Source organism: Thalassospira sp. CH_XMU1458 (assembly GCF_037027205.1).
Classification (GTDB): Bacteria; Pseudomonadota; Alphaproteobacteria; order Rhodospirillales; family Thalassospiraceae; genus Thalassospira; species Thalassospira tepidiphila.
The window spans coordinates 1,501,534-1,519,293 of record NZ_JAYMDW010000001.1 but is presented as its reverse complement, the minus strand read 5'-3'; the positions used below and the strand labels follow the sequence as shown (position 1 = coordinate 1,519,293).

The 17,760-nt window shown below is 56.0% G+C and carries 15 protein-coding genes; 11 read left to right on the top strand and 4 right to left on the bottom strand.

What is annotated here, in order from left to right; translation table 11 throughout:
* Positions 1-50 precede the first annotated feature (50 nt).
* Entirely contained in the window at positions 51-1,235 is a 1,185-nt protein-coding gene (locus WBY09_RS06790; RefSeq protein WP_064779517.1) for an Mrp/NBP35 family ATP-binding protein, read from the bottom strand.
* A gap of 332 nt (positions 1,236-1,567) precedes the next feature.
* Here WBY09_RS06790 and hflK point away from each other — a divergent pair, with 332 nt between their 5' ends.
* From hflK to WBY09_RS06770, 4 genes are all read left to right on the top strand, one after another.
* Positions 1,568-2,695 (top strand): FtsH protease activity modulator HflK, encoded by a 1,128-nt coding sequence (hflK, locus tag WBY09_RS06785; RefSeq protein WP_008891735.1) that lies wholly within the window; start codon positions 1,568-1,570, stop codon positions 2,693-2,695.
* Positions 2,695-3,567 carry a protease modulator HflC gene (hflC, locus tag WBY09_RS06780; RefSeq protein ID WP_008891736.1) on the top strand — a complete coding sequence of 291 codons (873 nt, stop codon included), beginning with the start codon at positions 2,695-2,697 and terminating at the stop codon, positions 3,565-3,567. Before hflK ends, hflC begins: the two co-directional genes overlap by 1 nt.
* A gap of 115 nt (positions 3,568-3,682) precedes the next feature.
* Entirely contained in the window at positions 3,683-3,874 is a 192-nt protein-coding gene (locus tag WBY09_RS06775) for a DUF2065 domain-containing protein (protein ID WP_062956136.1), read from the top strand.
* A gap of 214 nt (positions 3,875-4,088) precedes the next feature.
* Complete coding sequence (locus WBY09_RS06770) at positions 4,089-5,582, top strand: DegQ family serine endoprotease (RefSeq protein ID WP_336232309.1); 1,494 nt, start codon at positions 4,089-4,091, stop codon at positions 5,580-5,582.
* 77 nt (positions 5,583-5,659) lie between these two features.
* Here WBY09_RS06770 and serB read toward each other — a convergent pair whose 3' ends face one another.
* Positions 5,660-6,550 carry a phosphoserine phosphatase SerB gene (gene serB, locus WBY09_RS06765; RefSeq protein ID WP_336232308.1) on the bottom strand — a complete coding sequence of 297 codons (891 nt, stop codon included), beginning with the start codon at positions 6,548-6,550 and terminating at the stop codon, positions 5,660-5,662.
* A gap of 206 nt (positions 6,551-6,756) precedes the next feature.
* On the opposite strand from serB, the gene miaA reads away from it, so the two are divergent.
* The 4 genes from miaA (at position 6,757) to ilvC (ending at position 11,389) form a co-directional block, all read left to right on the top strand.
* Positions 6,757-7,725, top strand: coding sequence for a tRNA (adenosine(37)-N6)-dimethylallyltransferase MiaA (gene miaA, locus WBY09_RS06760; protein ID WP_336232306.1), 969 nt, complete (start codon positions 6,757-6,759; stop codon positions 7,723-7,725).
* A 152-nt stretch (positions 7,726-7,877) separates the two neighbouring features.
* Positions 7,878-9,641, top strand: a complete 1,764-nt coding sequence (locus tag WBY09_RS06755) for an acetolactate synthase 3 large subunit (RefSeq protein ID WP_008891744.1) — start codon at positions 7,878-7,880, stop codon at positions 9,639-9,641.
* A 102-nt stretch (positions 9,642-9,743) separates the two neighbouring features.
* Positions 9,744-10,253, top strand: a complete 510-nt coding sequence (gene ilvN / locus WBY09_RS06750; RefSeq protein ID WP_008891745.1) for an acetolactate synthase small subunit — start codon at positions 9,744-9,746, stop codon at positions 10,251-10,253.
* 116 nt (positions 10,254-10,369) lie between these two features.
* A complete protein-coding gene (gene ilvC, locus WBY09_RS06745) occupies positions 10,370-11,389 on the top strand; it encodes a ketol-acid reductoisomerase (RefSeq protein WP_008891746.1) in 1,020 nt (339 codons plus the stop codon).
* A gap of 78 nt (positions 11,390-11,467) precedes the next feature.
* Here ilvC and WBY09_RS06740 read toward each other — a convergent pair whose 3' ends face one another.
* On the bottom strand, positions 11,468-12,661 hold the full coding sequence (locus tag WBY09_RS06740) for an MFS transporter (RefSeq protein WP_336232305.1): 1,194 nt from the start codon (positions 12,659-12,661) through the stop codon (positions 11,468-11,470).
* Between the two features lie 222 nt (positions 12,662-12,883).
* Here WBY09_RS06740 and WBY09_RS06735 point away from each other — a divergent pair, with 222 nt between their 5' ends.
* The gene (locus tag WBY09_RS06735; RefSeq protein ID WP_336232304.1) at positions 12,884-13,792 is read left to right on the top strand and encodes a pseudouridine-5'-phosphate glycosidase; all 909 of its coding nucleotides are present in this window, start codon (positions 12,884-12,886) and stop codon (positions 13,790-13,792) included.
* A 65-nt stretch (positions 13,793-13,857) separates the two neighbouring features.
* On the opposite strand, the gene WBY09_RS06730 is transcribed toward WBY09_RS06735, so the two are convergent.
* Positions 13,858-14,502, bottom strand: a complete 645-nt coding sequence (locus WBY09_RS06730) for a pyridoxamine 5'-phosphate oxidase family protein (RefSeq protein ID WP_336232303.1) — start codon at positions 14,500-14,502, stop codon at positions 13,858-13,860.
* Positions 14,503-14,591: 89 nt separating this feature from the next.
* Between WBY09_RS06730 and pdxR the strand changes: the two genes are divergently transcribed.
* Positions 14,592-16,142, top strand: coding sequence for a MocR-like pyridoxine biosynthesis transcription factor PdxR (gene pdxR, locus WBY09_RS06725; protein WP_336232302.1), 1,551 nt, complete (start codon positions 14,592-14,594; stop codon positions 16,140-16,142).
* Between the two features lie 118 nt (positions 16,143-16,260).
* On the top strand, positions 16,261-17,739 hold the full coding sequence (locus WBY09_RS06720; RefSeq protein WP_336232301.1) for a cryptochrome/photolyase family protein: 1,479 nt from the start codon (positions 16,261-16,263) through the stop codon (positions 17,737-17,739).
* Positions 17,740-17,760 lie beyond the last annotated feature (21 nt).

Sequence of the window (17,760 nt, the reverse complement as noted above, 5' to 3'; positions counted from 1 at the left end):
ACCCCGCCGGAGCAATCTGGCGGGGTTTTTCTTTGCCTGTGCTGAGGCCCTTACTTAAAGCTGATCTTGGGGAACAGGCCCTTTTTCTTCGGCGCTTCGGCCGGGCCAACGCGCTCTTCGATGGCTGCGGCGATCTTGTCGGCAATCAGGCCATAGGCCTTGCTATGCTCGCCTTCGGGCTCTGTCTGGACAATCGGTTTGCCCTCGTCTGCGCCGAGGCGAATTTTAAGGTCGAGCGGGATTTCACCGAGGAACGGCACGCCCAGTTCATCCGCCGCCTTGTGCGCCCCGCCATGATCAAAGATGTGATCGACATGGCCGCATTCCGGACACTTGTAATAGGACATGTTTTCGATCAGACCGAACACCGGCACATTGACCTTGCGGAACATGTTAAGTCCCTTGCGCGCATCCAGAAGGGCGATGTCCTGCGGCGTTGAGACAATCACGGCCCCGGTCACCGGCACGCGTTGCGCCATCGAAAGCTGAATGTCGCCCGTGCCCGGTGGCATATCAACCACCAGCACATCAAGATCACCCCAGTCGGTATCGCGCAGAAGCTGTTCAAGCGCACCCATCGCCATCGGGCCACGCCAGATCACCGGTTGTTCTTCTTCGATCATGAAGCCGATCGACATGATGCGCATGCCAAAGGCCGATGGCGGGATCATTTTGCCCTGATGTTCTTTCGACGGGACCGGCTTGGCATCGCGAAGCCCCATCATGCGCGGCAGGCTCGGCCCATAGATATCGGCATCCAGCAGGCCGACCTTGAGCCCCTTGGCCACCAGCGACAATGCAAGGTTGACCGAGGTGGTTGATTTACCCACCCCGCCCTTGCCGGACGCGACGGTAACGATGCTGCGCACGGTCGGCAATTCCAGCGGCATCTGACCGCCACCTTGCGGGCGCTGGCCCGGCTGAGCCGGGCGGCTTGGCTGTGATGGCTGCGACGGCTGTGTGCTTTGCTGGGCGGCGGCCTTGGGACGCTCTGCGGTAAGCGCCACACGGGCAGTTGTGACCCCGTTCACAGCAGCCACCGCTTTTTCTGCCGCTTGGCGCAGATCTTCGAGGGCGGGGCCGCGTTCGGGATCAACGGCGATCATGACATTGACCGTTTCATCATGAATATCAATACCTTGCACCATGCCCTTGGCTGTGATTGATTGGCCGTCGACTGGGTCGATTACGCTATCGAGCGCGGCAGTAATCTGTTCACGGTTGAGGGAAGTCATATTGCGGTCTCCAAATTTCGGCTTAAGTCCGTGGTCACACAGAACTTGCAGGCGCGTATCATTGTTTTGCAAGGCAACCTGTCATATAAGGCCTAAGGGCATGCTCCGTCCAACAAGATTTCGTGAGTTTGCATTTGGCTACAATCTGTTGCAGTACCAACCGGCGTATCACAGGTTGGGTACAAAACTGGTGAGAAAAAAGTCTGATTTTCCCGGCATGTCCGGGCTCTATCAGCGAATTTGATCTTGTTGGACGGAGCATGCATTGGGGGCTTACCCCAAGCTCGGTAAACAAAGATAAACACCGAACGGCAAGAAGAGGAAGAAACTCGATGCCTTGGAATAATCAAGGGGGCGGTGGCCCCTGGGGCGGCGGCGGAAACAAAGGTGGCGGCCAGAACCCGTGGGGACAGCGTCCTTCCGGTGGTGGCGGCGGCGGAAATACGCCCCCCGACTTTGATGAAATGATTCGTAAAGGCCAGGAACGTCTCAAACGGCTGTTCCCCGGTGGTGGCGGATACAAGGGCTTTGTCCTGATCGGTATCGCCGTAATCGGGTTGTGGCTTTTGACCGGTTTCTACCGTGTCCAGCCAGGCGAACAGGGTGTAACGCTTCTGTTCGGTAAATGGGTTGGCACCACGGGTCCGGGTCTGAACTACTTCCTTCCGGCCCCGATTGGCGAGGTCATCAAGCCGAACGTCGAACGGACCAACCAGATCGAGGTTGGCTATCGCGGTGCAGGCACGGTGACATCCAACGGTTCGCGTGATGTGCCCGAAGAAAGCCTGATGCTGACCGGTGACCAGAACATCATCGACATTGATTATGTTGTTCAGTGGCGTATCAGCGATGCAGGTTCCTACCTGTTTAACGTGCGTGATCCTGAAAACACCATCAAGCTGGCATCTGAAAGTGCGATCCGTGAGGTCATCGGTAAAACCGACCTTGAAGAAGCACTGACTGTTGGCCGTGTCCGGGTTGAAGAACAGACCCGTACCCTGCTTCAGGAAATCATGGACGGTTATGAGTCCGGTATTTTCATTGCCGAAGTGAAAATGCAGAAAGTGGACCCGCCGCGCGACGTTATTGATGCCTTTAACGATGTGCAGCGTGCCCGTCAGGACCGTGATCGTTCCCAGAACGAAGCACTGGCCTATCGTAACGACATCATCCCGCGTGCAAAGGGTGAAGCAGAACGTCAGGTCCTGCAGGCCCGCGCATACAAGGATCGTGTCACCAAGGAAGCAGAGGGTGAAGCAGAACGCTTTATCTCCATCTACGATTCCTTCCTGACGGCCAAGGATGTGACGACCCGTCGTCTGTATCTGGAAACCATGCAGGAGGTCTTGAGCAAGTCTGACAAGATCATCATGGAACAGAACGGTGCAGGTAACGGCGTTGTCCCGTATCTTCCGCTTCCGGAAGTTCAGAAACGTGCGAATGCAGGAGGCAACAACTAATGGCAAGTCCTAAACTTATTGCCGCTGGCGTCGTCCTGGTTATTGCTGCTGTCGTTGGTTCGATGTGCGTGTTTACCGTGCGTCAGGATCAACAGGCACTCGTTCTTCAGTTTGGTAATCCGGTCCATGCGGTTTCCGAACCGGGTCTGCATTTCAAACTGCCGATCCAGAACGTTGAATATTACGAACGTCGTATTCTGGAACTTGATCCGCCGGTTCAGCAGGTTCTTCTGTCTGACCAGAAGCGTGTCAATGTTGACAGCTTTGCACGTTGGAAAATCATTGATCCGTTGATCTTCCGTCAGCGTGCAACCAACTCTGCCAACTTTGTGCAGCTGTTTGGTCAGCGTCTGAACTCGGTCATCCGTGGTGAGTTGGCACAGGCCCCGCTTGTGACACTTCTTTCGGACAACCGTGCGCAGATCATGGAGAAAATCCAGTCGACCCTGATCAAACCGGCCGAAGAGTTCGGTGTCGAACTGATTGACGTTCGTATCGGTCGTACCGACCTTCCGCAGGAAACTTCGCAGGCGGTGTATAACCGTATGCGTTCTTCGCGTATTGCCGAAGCCGCACAGCTTCGCGCAGAAGGTGAAGAGCTCAAGGCGAAGATCCAGGCTGAAGCTGATCGTGAACGTATCGGCATCATCGCCGAAGCCAACCGTCAGGCCGAAGTCCTGCGTGGTGAAGGCGATGGGCAGCGGAACGTGATCCTGGGTAAAGCGTATGGCAAGGACACGGAATTCTTCGAATTCTATCGTTCGCTCGAAGCCTACAAAATTGCGCTTGATAACGGCTCGACCATGGTGCTTTCACCAGACAGCGAGTTTTTCCAGTACTTTAATAAGTCTGGCCCAGCGACAAGCCGCTAGACAAAACATAAGGGCGACCTGCATATTGGGCTGGTCGCCCTTTTTGTTTTTATAAATTCGATTTGTCGGGCGACCGTCTGACAGATCACAAAGAAACGCCGGAACGTCCCTGATCATGAAGGAACTTGCAACAGCCATACTTCTGGCCATCGCGTTGGAAGGTATGCTTTACACGCTGTTTCCCGGCGGCCTGAAAAGGGTGATGGAGCTTGTTCAGGAAATTCCTGAATCGCAGTTGCGCATTGGCGGATTGATCGCCGCTGTCATTGCCATTGGCGGAATATGGGCAGTACGAACCTGGCTTTAGCAAACGGGCGCAAGGATCAGGGAAACCGCCAGACAAAGGCCACGCGCCACAAGTTTGTGCTCACAATTCCTTGATTTTTCCAAGTACCGCCCAATTTCTGCCAAAGTCGGGGTTAATTTGAGTACTTAAGCGACGGGTGAAATACAGTCCCGCCGCGCGCTGCACAAAGAGAATGACAAATACCGTGAACGCGGCAACGAACAGGATCAGACACATGCTAGACGCATTATACAACCCGGTGCGGACGAAAGTCACCGCAGCACTGGTGATTGTTCTCCTTGGCGTGACCAGTGTTTCGCAGATCGCGAATGCCCGCCCCGCTCCTGAGAGTTTCGCAGACTTGGCCGAAAAGCTTCTGCCGACTGTTGTAAACATTTCCACAAGCCAGATGGTTGCCGAAAGACAGGGACCGGACTTCCAGTTCCCTCCCGGCTCGCCATTTGAAGACCTTTTCCGTGATTTTATGGACCGCAACGGTCAGGGTGGCCAGGGCGGACCGGCTCCGCAACGCCGCCGTGCGACCGCACTTGGTTCGGGCTTTATCATCTCGGCTGATGGTTACATTGTGACCAACAACCACGTGATTGACGGTGCCGATGAAATCACCGTGCGCCTGCATGATGGCGACACGCTTGATGCCGAACTGATCGGTCGTGACCCGAAAACCGACGTCGCCCTGCTTAAGGTCGAACCGAAAGAAGATCTGCCCTTCGTCAAATGGGGCGATTCTGACAGTGCACGTATCGGTGACTGGGCCATGGCAATCGGTAACCCGTTCGGCCTTGGTGGCACGGTAACCGCCGGGATTATTTCCGCGCGTAACCGCGACATCAATCAGGGCCCTTATGATGACTTCATTCAGACGGATGCCTCGATCAACCGTGGTAACTCTGGCGGCCCGCTGTTTAACCTTGATGGTGACGTGATCGGCATTAACAGTGCGATCTATTCGCCTTCGGGTGGTTCGGTCGGTATCGGCTTTGCCATTCCGGCAGGTATCGCACAAAGCGTTGTCGAACAGCTCAAGGAATATGGCCGTACCCGTCGTGGCTGGTTGGGTGTTCACATCCAGACCGTGACCGAAGACATCGCGGACTCGGTTGGTCTTGATGAAGCAACCGGTGCCATGGTTGCCGGCGTCTCCGAAGATGGCCCGGCGAAGGAAGCCGGTATCAAACAGGGTGACGTCATCCTGACCTTTGATGGCAAAACGGTTGAGTCGATGCGTCGTCTGCCGCGCATTGTCGCAGAAACCAAGATCGGCAAGGATGTCGATGTTGTGATCTGGCGCGACGGCGAAAAGCAGACCGTCCAGGTCGAGCTTGGCGAACTTGAGGAAGAAGTCGTCGCGACAAGCGCAGACAGCTCCCAGGAACAGCAAGCACCCGCTGTTGCCGAGGCCAGCATCGATGAACTTGGCATCAAGATCGCCAATGTCGATGAAAGCCTGCGTCAGAGTTACAACCTTGCCGAAGGCACCGAAGGTGTGATCGTCACCGAAGTTTCCGGCGACAGCTACGCCGCCGAAAAGGGTGTTCGCCCTGGTGACATTATCATCGAGGCTTCGCACAGCTCGGTTGATTCGGTCGACGACGTCGTCGATGCGGTCAAAGCGGCCGTTGACGATGACAAACGCACCATCCTGATGCTGATCGAAACATCGGCTGGCCCGCGTTACTTCGGCCTGACGCTTTCGACCGAGGAATAAGCCATCCGGATTAAGTTGATATCAAAAAAGGGCGACCTGATCATCAGGTCGCCCTTTTCGTTTGAACCGTTCGTGCCTTACGAAACGAAGTCCGACTTCGCGTAGCCTTGCAAATACAAAAGAGCGGTCAGATCACCGTGATTGATGCAAATGCGCGCCTGTTCCTGAACCGATGGCTTGGCGTGGAAGGCAACGCCAGTTCCCGCAAGCGAGATCATCTGAAGATCATTCGCACCATCGCCGACCGCAATCGCATCATCAACCGTGATGCCTTGCTGAGCAGACAGGGTTTCAAGCGCATCGACCTTGGCCTGACGATCCAGAACCGGTTTCTGAACCTTTCCGGTCAGCTTGCCATCCTTTTCAATCAGGACATTGGCCTGATCGTAATCAAAGCCAAGCTCGGCACGAACCGCACCGGTAAAGAAATCAAATCCACCTGACACCAGGGCAACAAAGCCGCCATTGGCCTTCATGGTCGCAACCAGCTGCTTTGCCCCGCCGGTATATTCGACCGTTTTCCAGGCTTCTTTCAGCATCTCGGTCGACATGCCTTCAAGAAGACCGACCCGTTCATCAAGGGCTGCTTCGAAATCAAGTTCACCATTCATGGCACGTGCGGTGATCGCCGCCACCCGGTCCTTGACCCCGGCAAACTCGGCCAGTTCATCAAGGGTTTCACCAGTGACAATCGTGCTGTCCATATCGGCAATCAAAAGCTTCTTGCGACGTGTGGCGACCTTCTGGGTGATGGCATCGACCGGAAGCTCTGCCTCGGAAAGTGTCGTGTCGGCAACATCAAGCGGGATCCCGTCAAAAGTCAGATCGCACGCCTCCCCCTCGGCAAGCCAGGTCACATCCCCGACCAGTGCGCCCGCCCCGGTCAGCGCGATTGCCGCGTTATTAATCACGGCCTTGGTCAACGCAGTCGAATTCGGGGCGGCAATCAGGGTGAGAACCAATTTCATGGTTGCTAGGCTCCTTGGCGGAAAAGGCATAAAACATCGTTGCCGCCTTTATCCGAATTGCACCGGACTGTGGCAAGAGAACTTTCGCATTCCATCGCACAGCACAGATCGTTTGCCACGAATTTTGCGGCGTAAATTCCTATGCCTGACGTGTTGAACCCAATAGACTGGCCGGCCTTTGACCACACTACCTTGAAAGCAGTTTGATGTCGGCGATCCAAGCCACCAGTTCTTTTGCCCCTGTCCTGATCGTTGCCGGCCCGACCGCCAGTGGGAAGTCGGCGCTGGCCCTTGATCTGGCGGAGGCCTTTGACGGGGTGGTGATTAATGCTGACAGCATGCAGGTCTATGAGGAACTGCGTGTGCTCTCAGCCCGCCCCGATGAAAGCGAAACCGCACGCGCCCCGCATCGGCTGTATGGTGTGCTGTCCGGGCGCGAAGCATGTTCGGCCGGTAAGTGGCGCGACATGGCGATGGCGGAAATTGCCAACTGTCACGCCAATGGCAAACTTCCCATCATCACCGGGGGCACGGGCATGTATCTGAATGCCCTGACCGAGGGGATCGCACCGATCCCCGATATCCCAGCACGGATTCGCGATCAGGTCACAAACGAGCTTGAAGAACTTGGTCACGCGGTGTTTTTTGCCAAACTTCAGGCGCAGGATCCTGAAACCGCCGCCAACCTTGATGGCAGCAATACCCAGCGGCTGATTCGCGCCGCCGAGGTTTTTGCCCATACAGGGCGCGGACTGGCAAGCTGGCACAAGGAACCGGTGATTACCCCGCCCGAAAACATGAAATTCAAGAAACTTTGTTACATGCCGCCGCGCGACATTCTCTATGACCGCTGCAACCGGCGTTTTGATCTGATGATCGAACAGGGCGCGATTGACGAGGTCAAAGGCCTGCTTGCCTTGGAATTGCCTGAAACAGCGCCGGTTATGAAGGCTGTCGGCGTGCGCGAGATCGCAGCTTATCTTGCCGGGGAGATTGATCTGGCCACCGCCAAAGAGAAATCCCAGCGCGAAACCAGACGCTATGCAAAGCGGCAATTAACCTGGTTCAGGCACCAAATGTTAGCCAAGGAAATCATCGACGCGCAATATTCGGAAAGTTTGGCAGCAAAAATGCGTCATGATGTTAACCAATTTCTGTTGACCACGCCAAAGTGAGGCGATAGGTTGGCCCTTCCCCCGCCGAAATGGCGGAAAACCGCCGTTTAGGCGGATTTTTCAACTCCAATTCGAGGATAATTGGATCATGTTTCAATCACGCGGTTATCACGCGACACGTTGTTGTCGCTAAGTAAAGAGGCTCGAAAATCATGGCAGAACGTATTTTAAGCGGTTCGGAAGTAGTGTTGCAGGCCCTTGCTGATCAGGGTGTGGAAGTCGTGTTCGGCTATCCTGGCGGCGCTGTCCTACCGCTATATGACGAGATATTTAAACAGAACCGGATTCGTCACGTTCTCGTGCGCCATGAGCAGGCTGCTGTCCACGCTGCTGAAGGTTACGCCCGCTCGACCGGCAAGGTCGGCGTTGTGCTGGTGACCTCGGGACCGGGTGCGACAAACGCCGTTACGGGCCTTACCGACGCGTTGATGGATTCCATTCCAGTTGTCTGCCTGACAGGTCAGGTCCCGACCCATCTGATCGGGAATGATGCCTTCCAGGAAGCCGACACCACCGGCATTACCCGCCCGTGCACCAAGCATAACTATCTGGTAAAAAATCCGGATCGTCTGGCGCGCACGATGCACGAAGCCTTCCACGTCGCCTCAAGCGGCCGTCCGGGCCCGGTCGTAATTGACCTTCCCAAGGACATTCTGGTTGGCAAGGCACCGTATCTGGAACCGGCACAGGTTCAGCACCGCACCTATAACCCGGTGGTCAAGGGCGAACGCAGCCAGATCGAAGAAGCCATGGAAATGCTGGCATCGGCGAAAAAGCCGATCCTGTATTGCGGCGGCGGCGTGATCAATTCCGGCATGCAGGCCTGCAAGCTTCTGACCGAGTTCACCCGCATGACCGGTGCGCCGATCACGCTGACCCTGATGGGTCTGGGTGCTTATCCGGCGTCCGACAAGCAGTATCTGGGCATGCTGGGCATGCACGGCACCTACGAAGCAAACATGTCGATGCATGATTGCGATGTCATGGTCGCCATCGGTGCGCGTTTCGATGACCGTGTCACCGGCAACCTCGATTTCTTTGCGCCGAACTCGCAGAAAATCCAGGTCGACATTGATCAGAGCTCGATCAACAAGAACGTTCCGGTCGATATCGGTATCGTTGGCGATGTTGGCCATGTTCTTGAAGACATGATCAAGATCTGGAAAGCCAAGCAGTACAAGATCGAAGCCAACGCACTTGATAGCTGGTGGAAAGAAATTGAAGGCTGGCGCAGCAAACACTGCCTGTCCTACAAACAACCGACCGACGTTATCAAGCCGCAGCACGTTATCCGCCGTGTTCATGCGCTTACCCGTGATCGCAAGACCTACATCACCACCGACGTTGGCCAGCACCAGATGTGGGCCGCCCAGCATTTCGGGTTCGAACATCCCTATGAATGGATGACGTCCGGTGGTCTGGGCACCATGGGCTATGGCATGCCGGCTGCCCTTGGCGTTCAGGTCGCCCACCCGGATGCGACCGTGGTCTGCTTCACCGGTGATGCATCGATCATGATGAATATTCAGGAATGCGCGACGATGACGCAGTATCGTCTGCCGATCAAAACCGTGATCCTGAACAACCGTTATATGGGCATGGTCCGTCAGTGGCAGCAGCTTCTGCACGGGTCGCGCTATTCCGAAAGCTATAGCGAAACCCTGCCCGACTTCGTCAAACTGTCCGAAGCCTTTGGCTTCACCGGCATGACCTGCAATAACCCGGCTGATCTTGATGATGCCATCAAGAAGATGCTGGAAATTGATGGTCCGGTGATTTTGGACGTCGCTGTCGATGACAAGGAAAACTGCTATCCGATGATTCCATCGGGCAAGCCGCATAATGAAATGCTGCTTGGGCAGGAAACCAACGGCGACGAAGCCATTGATTCCGACGAAGGGATGGTTCTGGTCTGATCCGCACAAACAATCTGTGCGAATTGATCCCATCACATCAAAATGAAAAGGCCGGCGCGGGCGGCACGTTCTGCCCCGACCGAGCCCTAGCGGAGCGAAACCGTGAAAGAAACCGAAATTTCGAAACACACCATATCCGTTCTGGTGGATAACGAGTCCGGCGTTCTGGCCCGTGTAATCGGGCTGTTTTCCGGTCGTGGCTATAACATTGAAAGCCTGACCGTTGCCGAAGTCGACGCCGACGCCCACCAGTCGCGCATCACCGTGGTTACCTCGGGCACCCCGATGGTAATCGAACAGATCAAGGCACAGCTTTCGCGTCTTGTTCCGGTACACAAGGTCAGTGACCTGACCCTTGCCGGGCCAAGTGTCGAGCGCGAGCTTGCATTGGTCAAAGTGATTGCAACGGGTGAAAAACGTGTGGAATCCCTGCGCATTGCCGACATTTTCAAGGCACGCGCAGTGGATGCGACCAACAATTCCTTCGTGTATGAAATCATCGGCAGCCCTGAAAAAATCGACGCTTTCATCAAATTGATGGAGCCGCTTGGGCTTTCGGAAATTTCGCGTACCGGTGTGGCAGCGATTTCGCGCGGCACACTGACGATGTGAGTTTGCCCTGCCCGGTGATCCGCATCGGGTACGGCATTGGGGCCTGCCCCATAATAATTATTACCATCCGCCACGCATGAAAATCAGCGTGGTCCAACGTCCAGAGGTATCGAAAGATGCGTGTTTATTACGACCGCGATGCAGATGTTAATCTGATCAAATCCAAAAAAGTTGCCATCATTGGTTACGGTTCGCAGGGCCACGCCCATGCGCTGAACCTCCATGATTCCGGCGTTAAGGAAGTTGTTGTTGGTCTTCGTGAAGGCTCAAGCTCCCGCAAGAAAGCCGAAGCTGCCGGTCTGAAAACCATGACCCCGGCCGAAGCTGCTGCTTGGGCAGACGTTGTCATGATGCTGACCCCCGATGAGCATCAGGCTGCGATCTATGCTGATGAGCTGCGCGACAACCTGAAACAGGGTGCTGCCCTTCTGTTCGCACACGGCCTGAACGTTCATTTCGGCCTGATCGAGCCGCGCGCTGATCTTGACGTCATGATGATCGCACCGAAGGGCCCTGGCCACACGGTTCGCTCCGAATACAAGCGTGGCGGCGGTGTTCCGTGCCTCGTGGCTATTGAGCAGAACGCATCTGGCAACGCGCTTGAAGTTGCTCTGTCCTACGCATCGGCAATCGGTGGCGGTCGTTCGGGCGTTATCGAAACCACCTTCCGTGAAGAGTGCGAAACCGACCTGTTCGGCGAACAGGCTGTTCTTTGCGGCGGTCTGACCCAGCTGATCAAATACGGCTTCGAAACCCTGACCGAAGCTGGCTATGCGCCGGAAATGGCATATTTCGAGTGCCTGCACGAAGTTAAGCTGATCGTTGACCTGATGTATGAAGGCGGTATGGCCAACATGCGTTACTCGATCTCCAACACCGCAGAATACGGCGACTATGTCACCGGCCCGCGCGTGATCGATCCTTCTGTCAAAGAACGCATGAAAGAAGTTCTTACCGACATTCAGGAAGGCAAGTTCGTTCGTGACTTCGTTCAGGAAATGCATTGCGGTCAGCCGATGTTCAAGGCAACCCGTCGTCTGCATGCTGAACACGAAATCGAAGAAGTTGGTACCAAACTGCGCGCGATGATGCCGTGGATTGCTGCAAACCAGCTCGTCGACAAAGAAAAGAACTAAGCACCGCTTAGATCCTTTTTTGCGCAAACGGCCGTCCCGATGGGGCGGCCGTTTTGCTTTGGGCATTTCGGGTTTGGCCTATCCGCCGTGTTTCATCTGGCTGACCGGAAAGCGCAACTCGGTTCCGGTCCAAATCACAACACACAAGACCGACACCCCGGCCCCAAGAACCACAACAGCAGGCCAGCCGCCCATGCCATAGGCAATGGCTGAACTGGCGGAGCCACAGGCACCCCCAAGGAAATAACTCGCCATATAGCCCGTGGTCAGACGGCTGCGGGCCTCGGGATCAAGGCGATAAACCTCGCTTTGATTGGAAATATGCGCCCCCTGAATGCCCAGATCGATCAACACCACACCAAGCGCAAAGGCAATCAGTGACCACTGCCCCCAATACAGCAGTCCCCAGCTTGATACGGTGGTCATTAGGAAAGCACCGGTGCTGAGCCGTGCCCATCCCTTGTCGGCAAGCTTTCCGGCAATGCGCGCGGCCAGAATGCCGATTGCACCAATCAGGCCATACAGCCCGATCACCGCTTCGGACATGCCATATTGACGCACCAGCATGAACGCCATCGACGTCCAGAAAATCCCGAACACAGCATATTGCAGCCCGCCAATCAGGCTGCGGCGACGCAGGACCGGTTCATCACGAAACAGATGCAGGATCGACAGATACAGCGTGCGGTAACTGGTATGCGAGGTCGGTGGGATATGCGGAATGATCCGGTAACAGGCCACCGCATAAATCGCCATCAGGACCGAGGCGGCGATAAACACCGACCGCCATCCGGCAAGCTCCGCCATGATGCCCGAAAAAGTCCGGGCCAGAAGAATGCCCAGCAACAGGCCACTCATCACTGCCCCCACCGCAGACCCGCGTTTATCATCGGTCGCCAGGTGGGCAGCCAGCGGCACAAGGATTTGCGCAGTCACACAGGTGATCCCGACCGAGATACTGAACACCACCAGCATCAAGAATGACGGCGCCAGCCCCATCGCCAGCAACCCGACCGCGGTCAGGGCCGAGGTCACGGTCAGTAATTTGCGCCGTTCATGATGATCCCCCAGCGGCACCACGGCAATCAACCCGGTCAGATAACCAAGCTGTGCCACGGTCACCAGAAACCCGGCACTGGTTTCGCTCAGCCCATATTCACGGGCAAGCAGTTCCAACAATGGCTGAACATAATAAAGACTGGCAACGGACAGGCCGCTTCCGACCGCCATAAAGATCAGGAGGCCGGTGGTCAGGGTGGGCTTGGAATGCATTCTCAGATGGGCCTTGAACGGGTTGGTGGTGGGTTTACGATAGCCGCCAAATCAGAGACTTACAATGCAGTGCCTGACACAGGTGCCATGCCGGGGCGGCATCGACGGATACCGGCACGCACAGCAGCCATTCGCAAACCACCCTGCTTTGCGCTGGATTTCAAAGGCCGATCTGTTTAATTCTGGCCTTTAAAACTTTAAACCAGATATGAGCATTTCGGAATGTCGGACTATATTGATATCGCCCCCGAGGTCGCAGAGGCCTTTGCCGCAGGCAAGCCTGTTGTTGCCCTTGAATCAACCATCATTTCCCATGGCATGCCCTATCCGCAGAACCTGGAAACCGCGCGTGCGGTTGAACAGGATGTGCGCGATAACGGTGCGATCCCGGCCACCATCGCCGTGATTGGCGGTCGTTGCAAAATCGGGCTTTCCCCCGAGGAACTAGAATATTTCGCCAAGGGAACCGACATTCTTAAACTGTCGCGCCGTGATATCCCCTATTGCCTTGCCAAAAAGCTTGATGGTGCTACCACCGTATCGGCAACCATGATCCTGGCGGAAAAAGCCGGCATTCGCGTTTTTGCCACCGGTGGCATTGGCGGGGTTCATCGTGATCTTGCCGGTAATTTCGATGTGTCGGCCGATTTGACCGAACTTGGCAAAACCAGTGTTGCGGTTGTCTGCGCCGGGGCCAAGGCGATCCTTGATATCCCCAAAACGCTTGAACATCTAGAAACGCTTGGCGTGCCGGTTATTGCCTATGGCACCGATGAATTCCCGGCATTCTATTCGGTCGAAAGCGGTCAGAAGGCGCCGCTCCGCCTTGATACCCCCGAAGAACTTGCAGCTTTCCTGAGTTCGAAATGGGAATTCGGCCTCGAAGGTGGCGCCGTTATTGGCAACCCGCCAGAAGCCGACAAGGCACTGGCGCGCGAAGCAATCGAAGGGGCAATTGAAGATGCCCTGATCGAGGCCAAGGAAAAAGGCATTCAGGGGCGCGATGTGACCCCGTTCCTTCTGGCCCGCGTCACCGAGTTGACCAAGGGCAAAAGCCTTGAAGCCAACATAGCCCTTGTGCGCAACAATGCGCGCCTGGGTGCGAAAATTGCCGCTGCCATGGTCGACTGATTGGCGCTGACCATCCTTAAAGACCAAAAGAAACAGGCTGGCAGATTTGCCAGCCTGTTTTGCGTTTACCTGCGCTGATAGCCTTTGCCCTCGAACCCGGGCTTGATGCGCGCATCATCCACCGGTGCGCCCCACGTCGTTGTGCAGGGCAGGACACCGGCCCAGACGGACCAGTCATAGTCTTCATCGTCATCGACCGGATCGCCGGCACGGACCTTTGCCGAAACCTGGTCCAGATCGAAGCCCAGGAACATGGTCGCCTTGAGTTCCTGTTTGTTGGGATGACGGATGTGTTCCCACCTGCCCGGTTCCAGTTTTTCGGTAAACAGCCGGGAATGTTCCATCTTTTCGGCGTCATCACTCACCACCGTTCCTTTGCCATAAATAACGACTGAACGGTAATTGGCCGAATGGTGAAACGCCGAACGCGCCATCACCAGACCATCGAGATGCGTGATGCACAGACAGGCTTCTGCCCCGTCTGCGATTGCTGCCAGAATGCGGTTCTTTGACGCGCCATGGATATAGATCCGCTCCCCTACCCGCCAATGGGCTGTCGGGATCATGGCGGGGCGCCCATTGACCACGGTTCCGACATGGCAAATCAGGGCATCATCAATAATGCCATGCACCTGATCGCGGTCATAACTGGCGCGGTTGGGCCCCCGGACGACTTTGGTGTGGGGATGGATTTCGTATTGATCAGACATGGCGGGACCTTTTTGTCAAAAAATCAGGCGTCGAATTTGGCCCGATCATGGACCAAATTGGACTTTTCAAAAGGTCCATTATAATAAAAGTGACAGAACCAATTTTCACCGGGGTCGCGATGGTACGCAGTGATTACAGCTGGATTTATCCAAGCCAGTCGGACAATACCGCCGATGATGGCGGCACCACCGCCTATCGCCGCCTGTATCACGGGATCAGATCGGCCATTCTGGACGGCCGGTTGCATCCGGGCGAACGCCTGCCGGCCAGTCGGGATTTGGCCAAATCACTTGGCATTTCACGCAACACGGTGGTGACCAGTTTCGATCTGCTAACCTCGGAAGGCTATCTTGAAACCCGTGTCGGCGCCGGAAGCTTTGTCGCCAGCACCCTGCCTGACCGGGATATGCAGACAGGCGACCACAGTTCATGCAAGAAATCCCAGACGGCAAATGACCGCCCCATACGGCTTAGTCAAAGTGCCACGCGCATGCTGACCTATCAGCGACGCTTTCCGCGCTTTCGCATTGCCCGCCCGTTTAACCCGGCGACACCCGATCTTGACGGTTTTCCGTTTGATCTTTGGGCGCGGTTGTTGCGCCGGTCGTGGCGGGCGCCGGATATTGATCTGACCATTCCTGATGATCCGCTTGGATTGCCGCTGCTGCGTTCTGAAATTGCCAAATGGCTTCGGCAATCACGCGGAGTGAATTGCAATGCCGATCAGGTGATGATCGTTTCGGGCGCGCAGCAGGCGCTTGACCTTGCCGCCCGTGCCCTTGTCGATCCCGGCGACATTATCGCCACAGAGGACCCGGGCTATGAAGGCATTCGGGGCGTTCTGGCGGCAAGTGGTGCTGTGGTTCAACCGATTACGGTTGATGAGGATGGGCTCGACATCGAAGGCCTTGCGCAAACACCCTCCCCGGCCCGAATTGTGGTCACCACGCCATCACGGAACTATCCGTTGGGCACAACGCTCTCGCTTGCCCGGCGGCTCGCCCTCTTGCAATGGGCGCAGGATAATGATGCCTGGATTGTCGAGGATGACTATGACAGCGAGTATCGCTATGACGGGCCGCCGCTGTCATCGTTGCAAGGACTGGATACCGACAATCGGGTGATCTATGTCGGCACGTTTTCGCGCGTTCTGTTCCCCGGTATCCGACTTGGCTACCTTGTTTTGCCACCGGCACTGGTTCCGGCCTTTCGCGGCATTCGTGGCTTTGCTGATGGCGTCCCGGCGCCGACAACACAGGCCGCCCTTGGCGCCTTCTTCGCCGAGGGGCATTTTGGCAGCCACGTCCGGAAAATGCGCCTGCGCTACGGCGAACGGCGTTCGCACCTTAAAAACCTGATCACGGCGGATGCATCCGATATTCTGTCGGTGATGCCTTCGGACGGGGGATTACATCTTTGTGCCCGTTTGATCGGCGATCAGGACGACATTAAAATGCAGGAAGCCTTGGTAAAGGCGGATCTTGATTGTCGTGCACTGTCTTCGTATTTCCACGATCCCCGGTCAAAAAGTGGGCCGGAACCCGTGCGCGGTCTTGTGCTTGGTTTCGCCGGATGGAAAAAAGATGTGCTTTCGGAAAGTTTCAGTGAACTGGTCAGAACCATCAGACGTAAGTCTTGATGTACCCCGAGCCAGAGAGAGCGGCACGACTTCCCTCTAGATGCTGTCACAGTCGTGACGCTCTCTCCCCTCCGGCTTACAATCCCCCCGAAATACGCCGTAAAACACAGGAAGACAGATGACCGAACGCCCGATCGCCGTGATGTGGTTTCGAAACGACCTGCGACTGGCGGACAATCCGGCCCTTCTGGCAGCCGTCAAATGGGCCAAGGAAAATGACGGCGCTGTCCTTCCGGTTTTCATCCTCGATGACGTGATTTCAGATCAATTGGGTGGTGCTACGAAATGGTGGCTGGAAAAAAGCCTGACGGCGCTGAACAGCAATATCGCCGGTCTTGGCGACACAAAGTCTGATCGCGCCCTTCGCCTGTTTAAGGGGGATGCAAAAACCGTTCTGGAAATCCTTGCCAATGACAAACCGGTCAAGGCGGTGTTTTGGAACCGCCTTTATGACAAACCATCGACCAAGCGCGATACAGATATCAAGGCAGCCCTTCAGGACCACGGACTGACCTGCGAAAGCCACAAGGCCAATCTTTTGTTTGAACCGTGGGACGTCAAAACCGGATCAGGCACAGATTTCAAGGTCTATAGCCCGTTCTGGCGCGCCTGTCAGAAGCTCCCCACCCCGCGCGAACCAAAGTCCGCCCCCGAAAGCCTTGCGTTATTCAAGGGTGAAGTTGATGGACAATTCAACATCACCGACTTTGACCTGTCGCCAAAGCCGGTGAATTGGGCCGGCGGCCTTGAGGAGCGTTTCACCCCCGGCGAACAGGGCGCGAAAGACCAGCTGTTTAACTTTATTGACGATCGTCTTACCGATTATGCCGATCTGCGCGACCGCCCGGACCGTCGGGTAACGTCAGAACTCTCGCCACATCTGCGCTTTGGCGAAATCAGCCCCTATCAGGTCTGGCATGCCGCCAACCACTACGCCGATGCCAACCCGGGCAAGGGCAAGACCGCCTCGAAATTCATCGCCGAGCTTGGCTGGCGGGAATTCTCCCATCACATCCTGTATCACGCAACCGATCTGCGTTCTGTCCCGCTTCAGGGCCAGTTCAAGCATTTCCCGTGGTCAGATGACGCAAAAGGCCTTCGCGCCTGGCAAAAGGGCCAGACGGGCTTTCCGATTGTCGATGCCGGCATGCGCGAACTTTGGCATACGGGCTATATGCATAACCGGGTTCGGATGATTGTGGGGTCGATCCTGGTAAAGCACCTTTTGATCCATTGGCGCGACGGTCTGGACTGGTTTGACGACACGCTGGTTGATGCCTGCCCGGCCAACAACCCGTTTTCATGGCAATGGATCGGCGGTTGCGGGGCCGATGCCGCCCCCTATTTCCGCATTTTCAATCCGGTGCTTCAGGGCGAAAAGTTTGATCCCAAGGGCGAGTATGTCCGCCAATGGGTGCCGGAACTGCGTGACATGCCCGAACAATATATCCACAAACCGTGGGAAGCCTCCCCGCTCATCCTCAAGGCCGCTGACGTGACGTTGGGGAAAACCTATCCCGAGCCCCTGATAGGGCTCAAGGAAGGCCGTGAGCGGGCTCTTGAAGCCTACCAGGACATGAAAAAGGCTGCCGGGTGATCCCGACAGCCTTTCACGTTA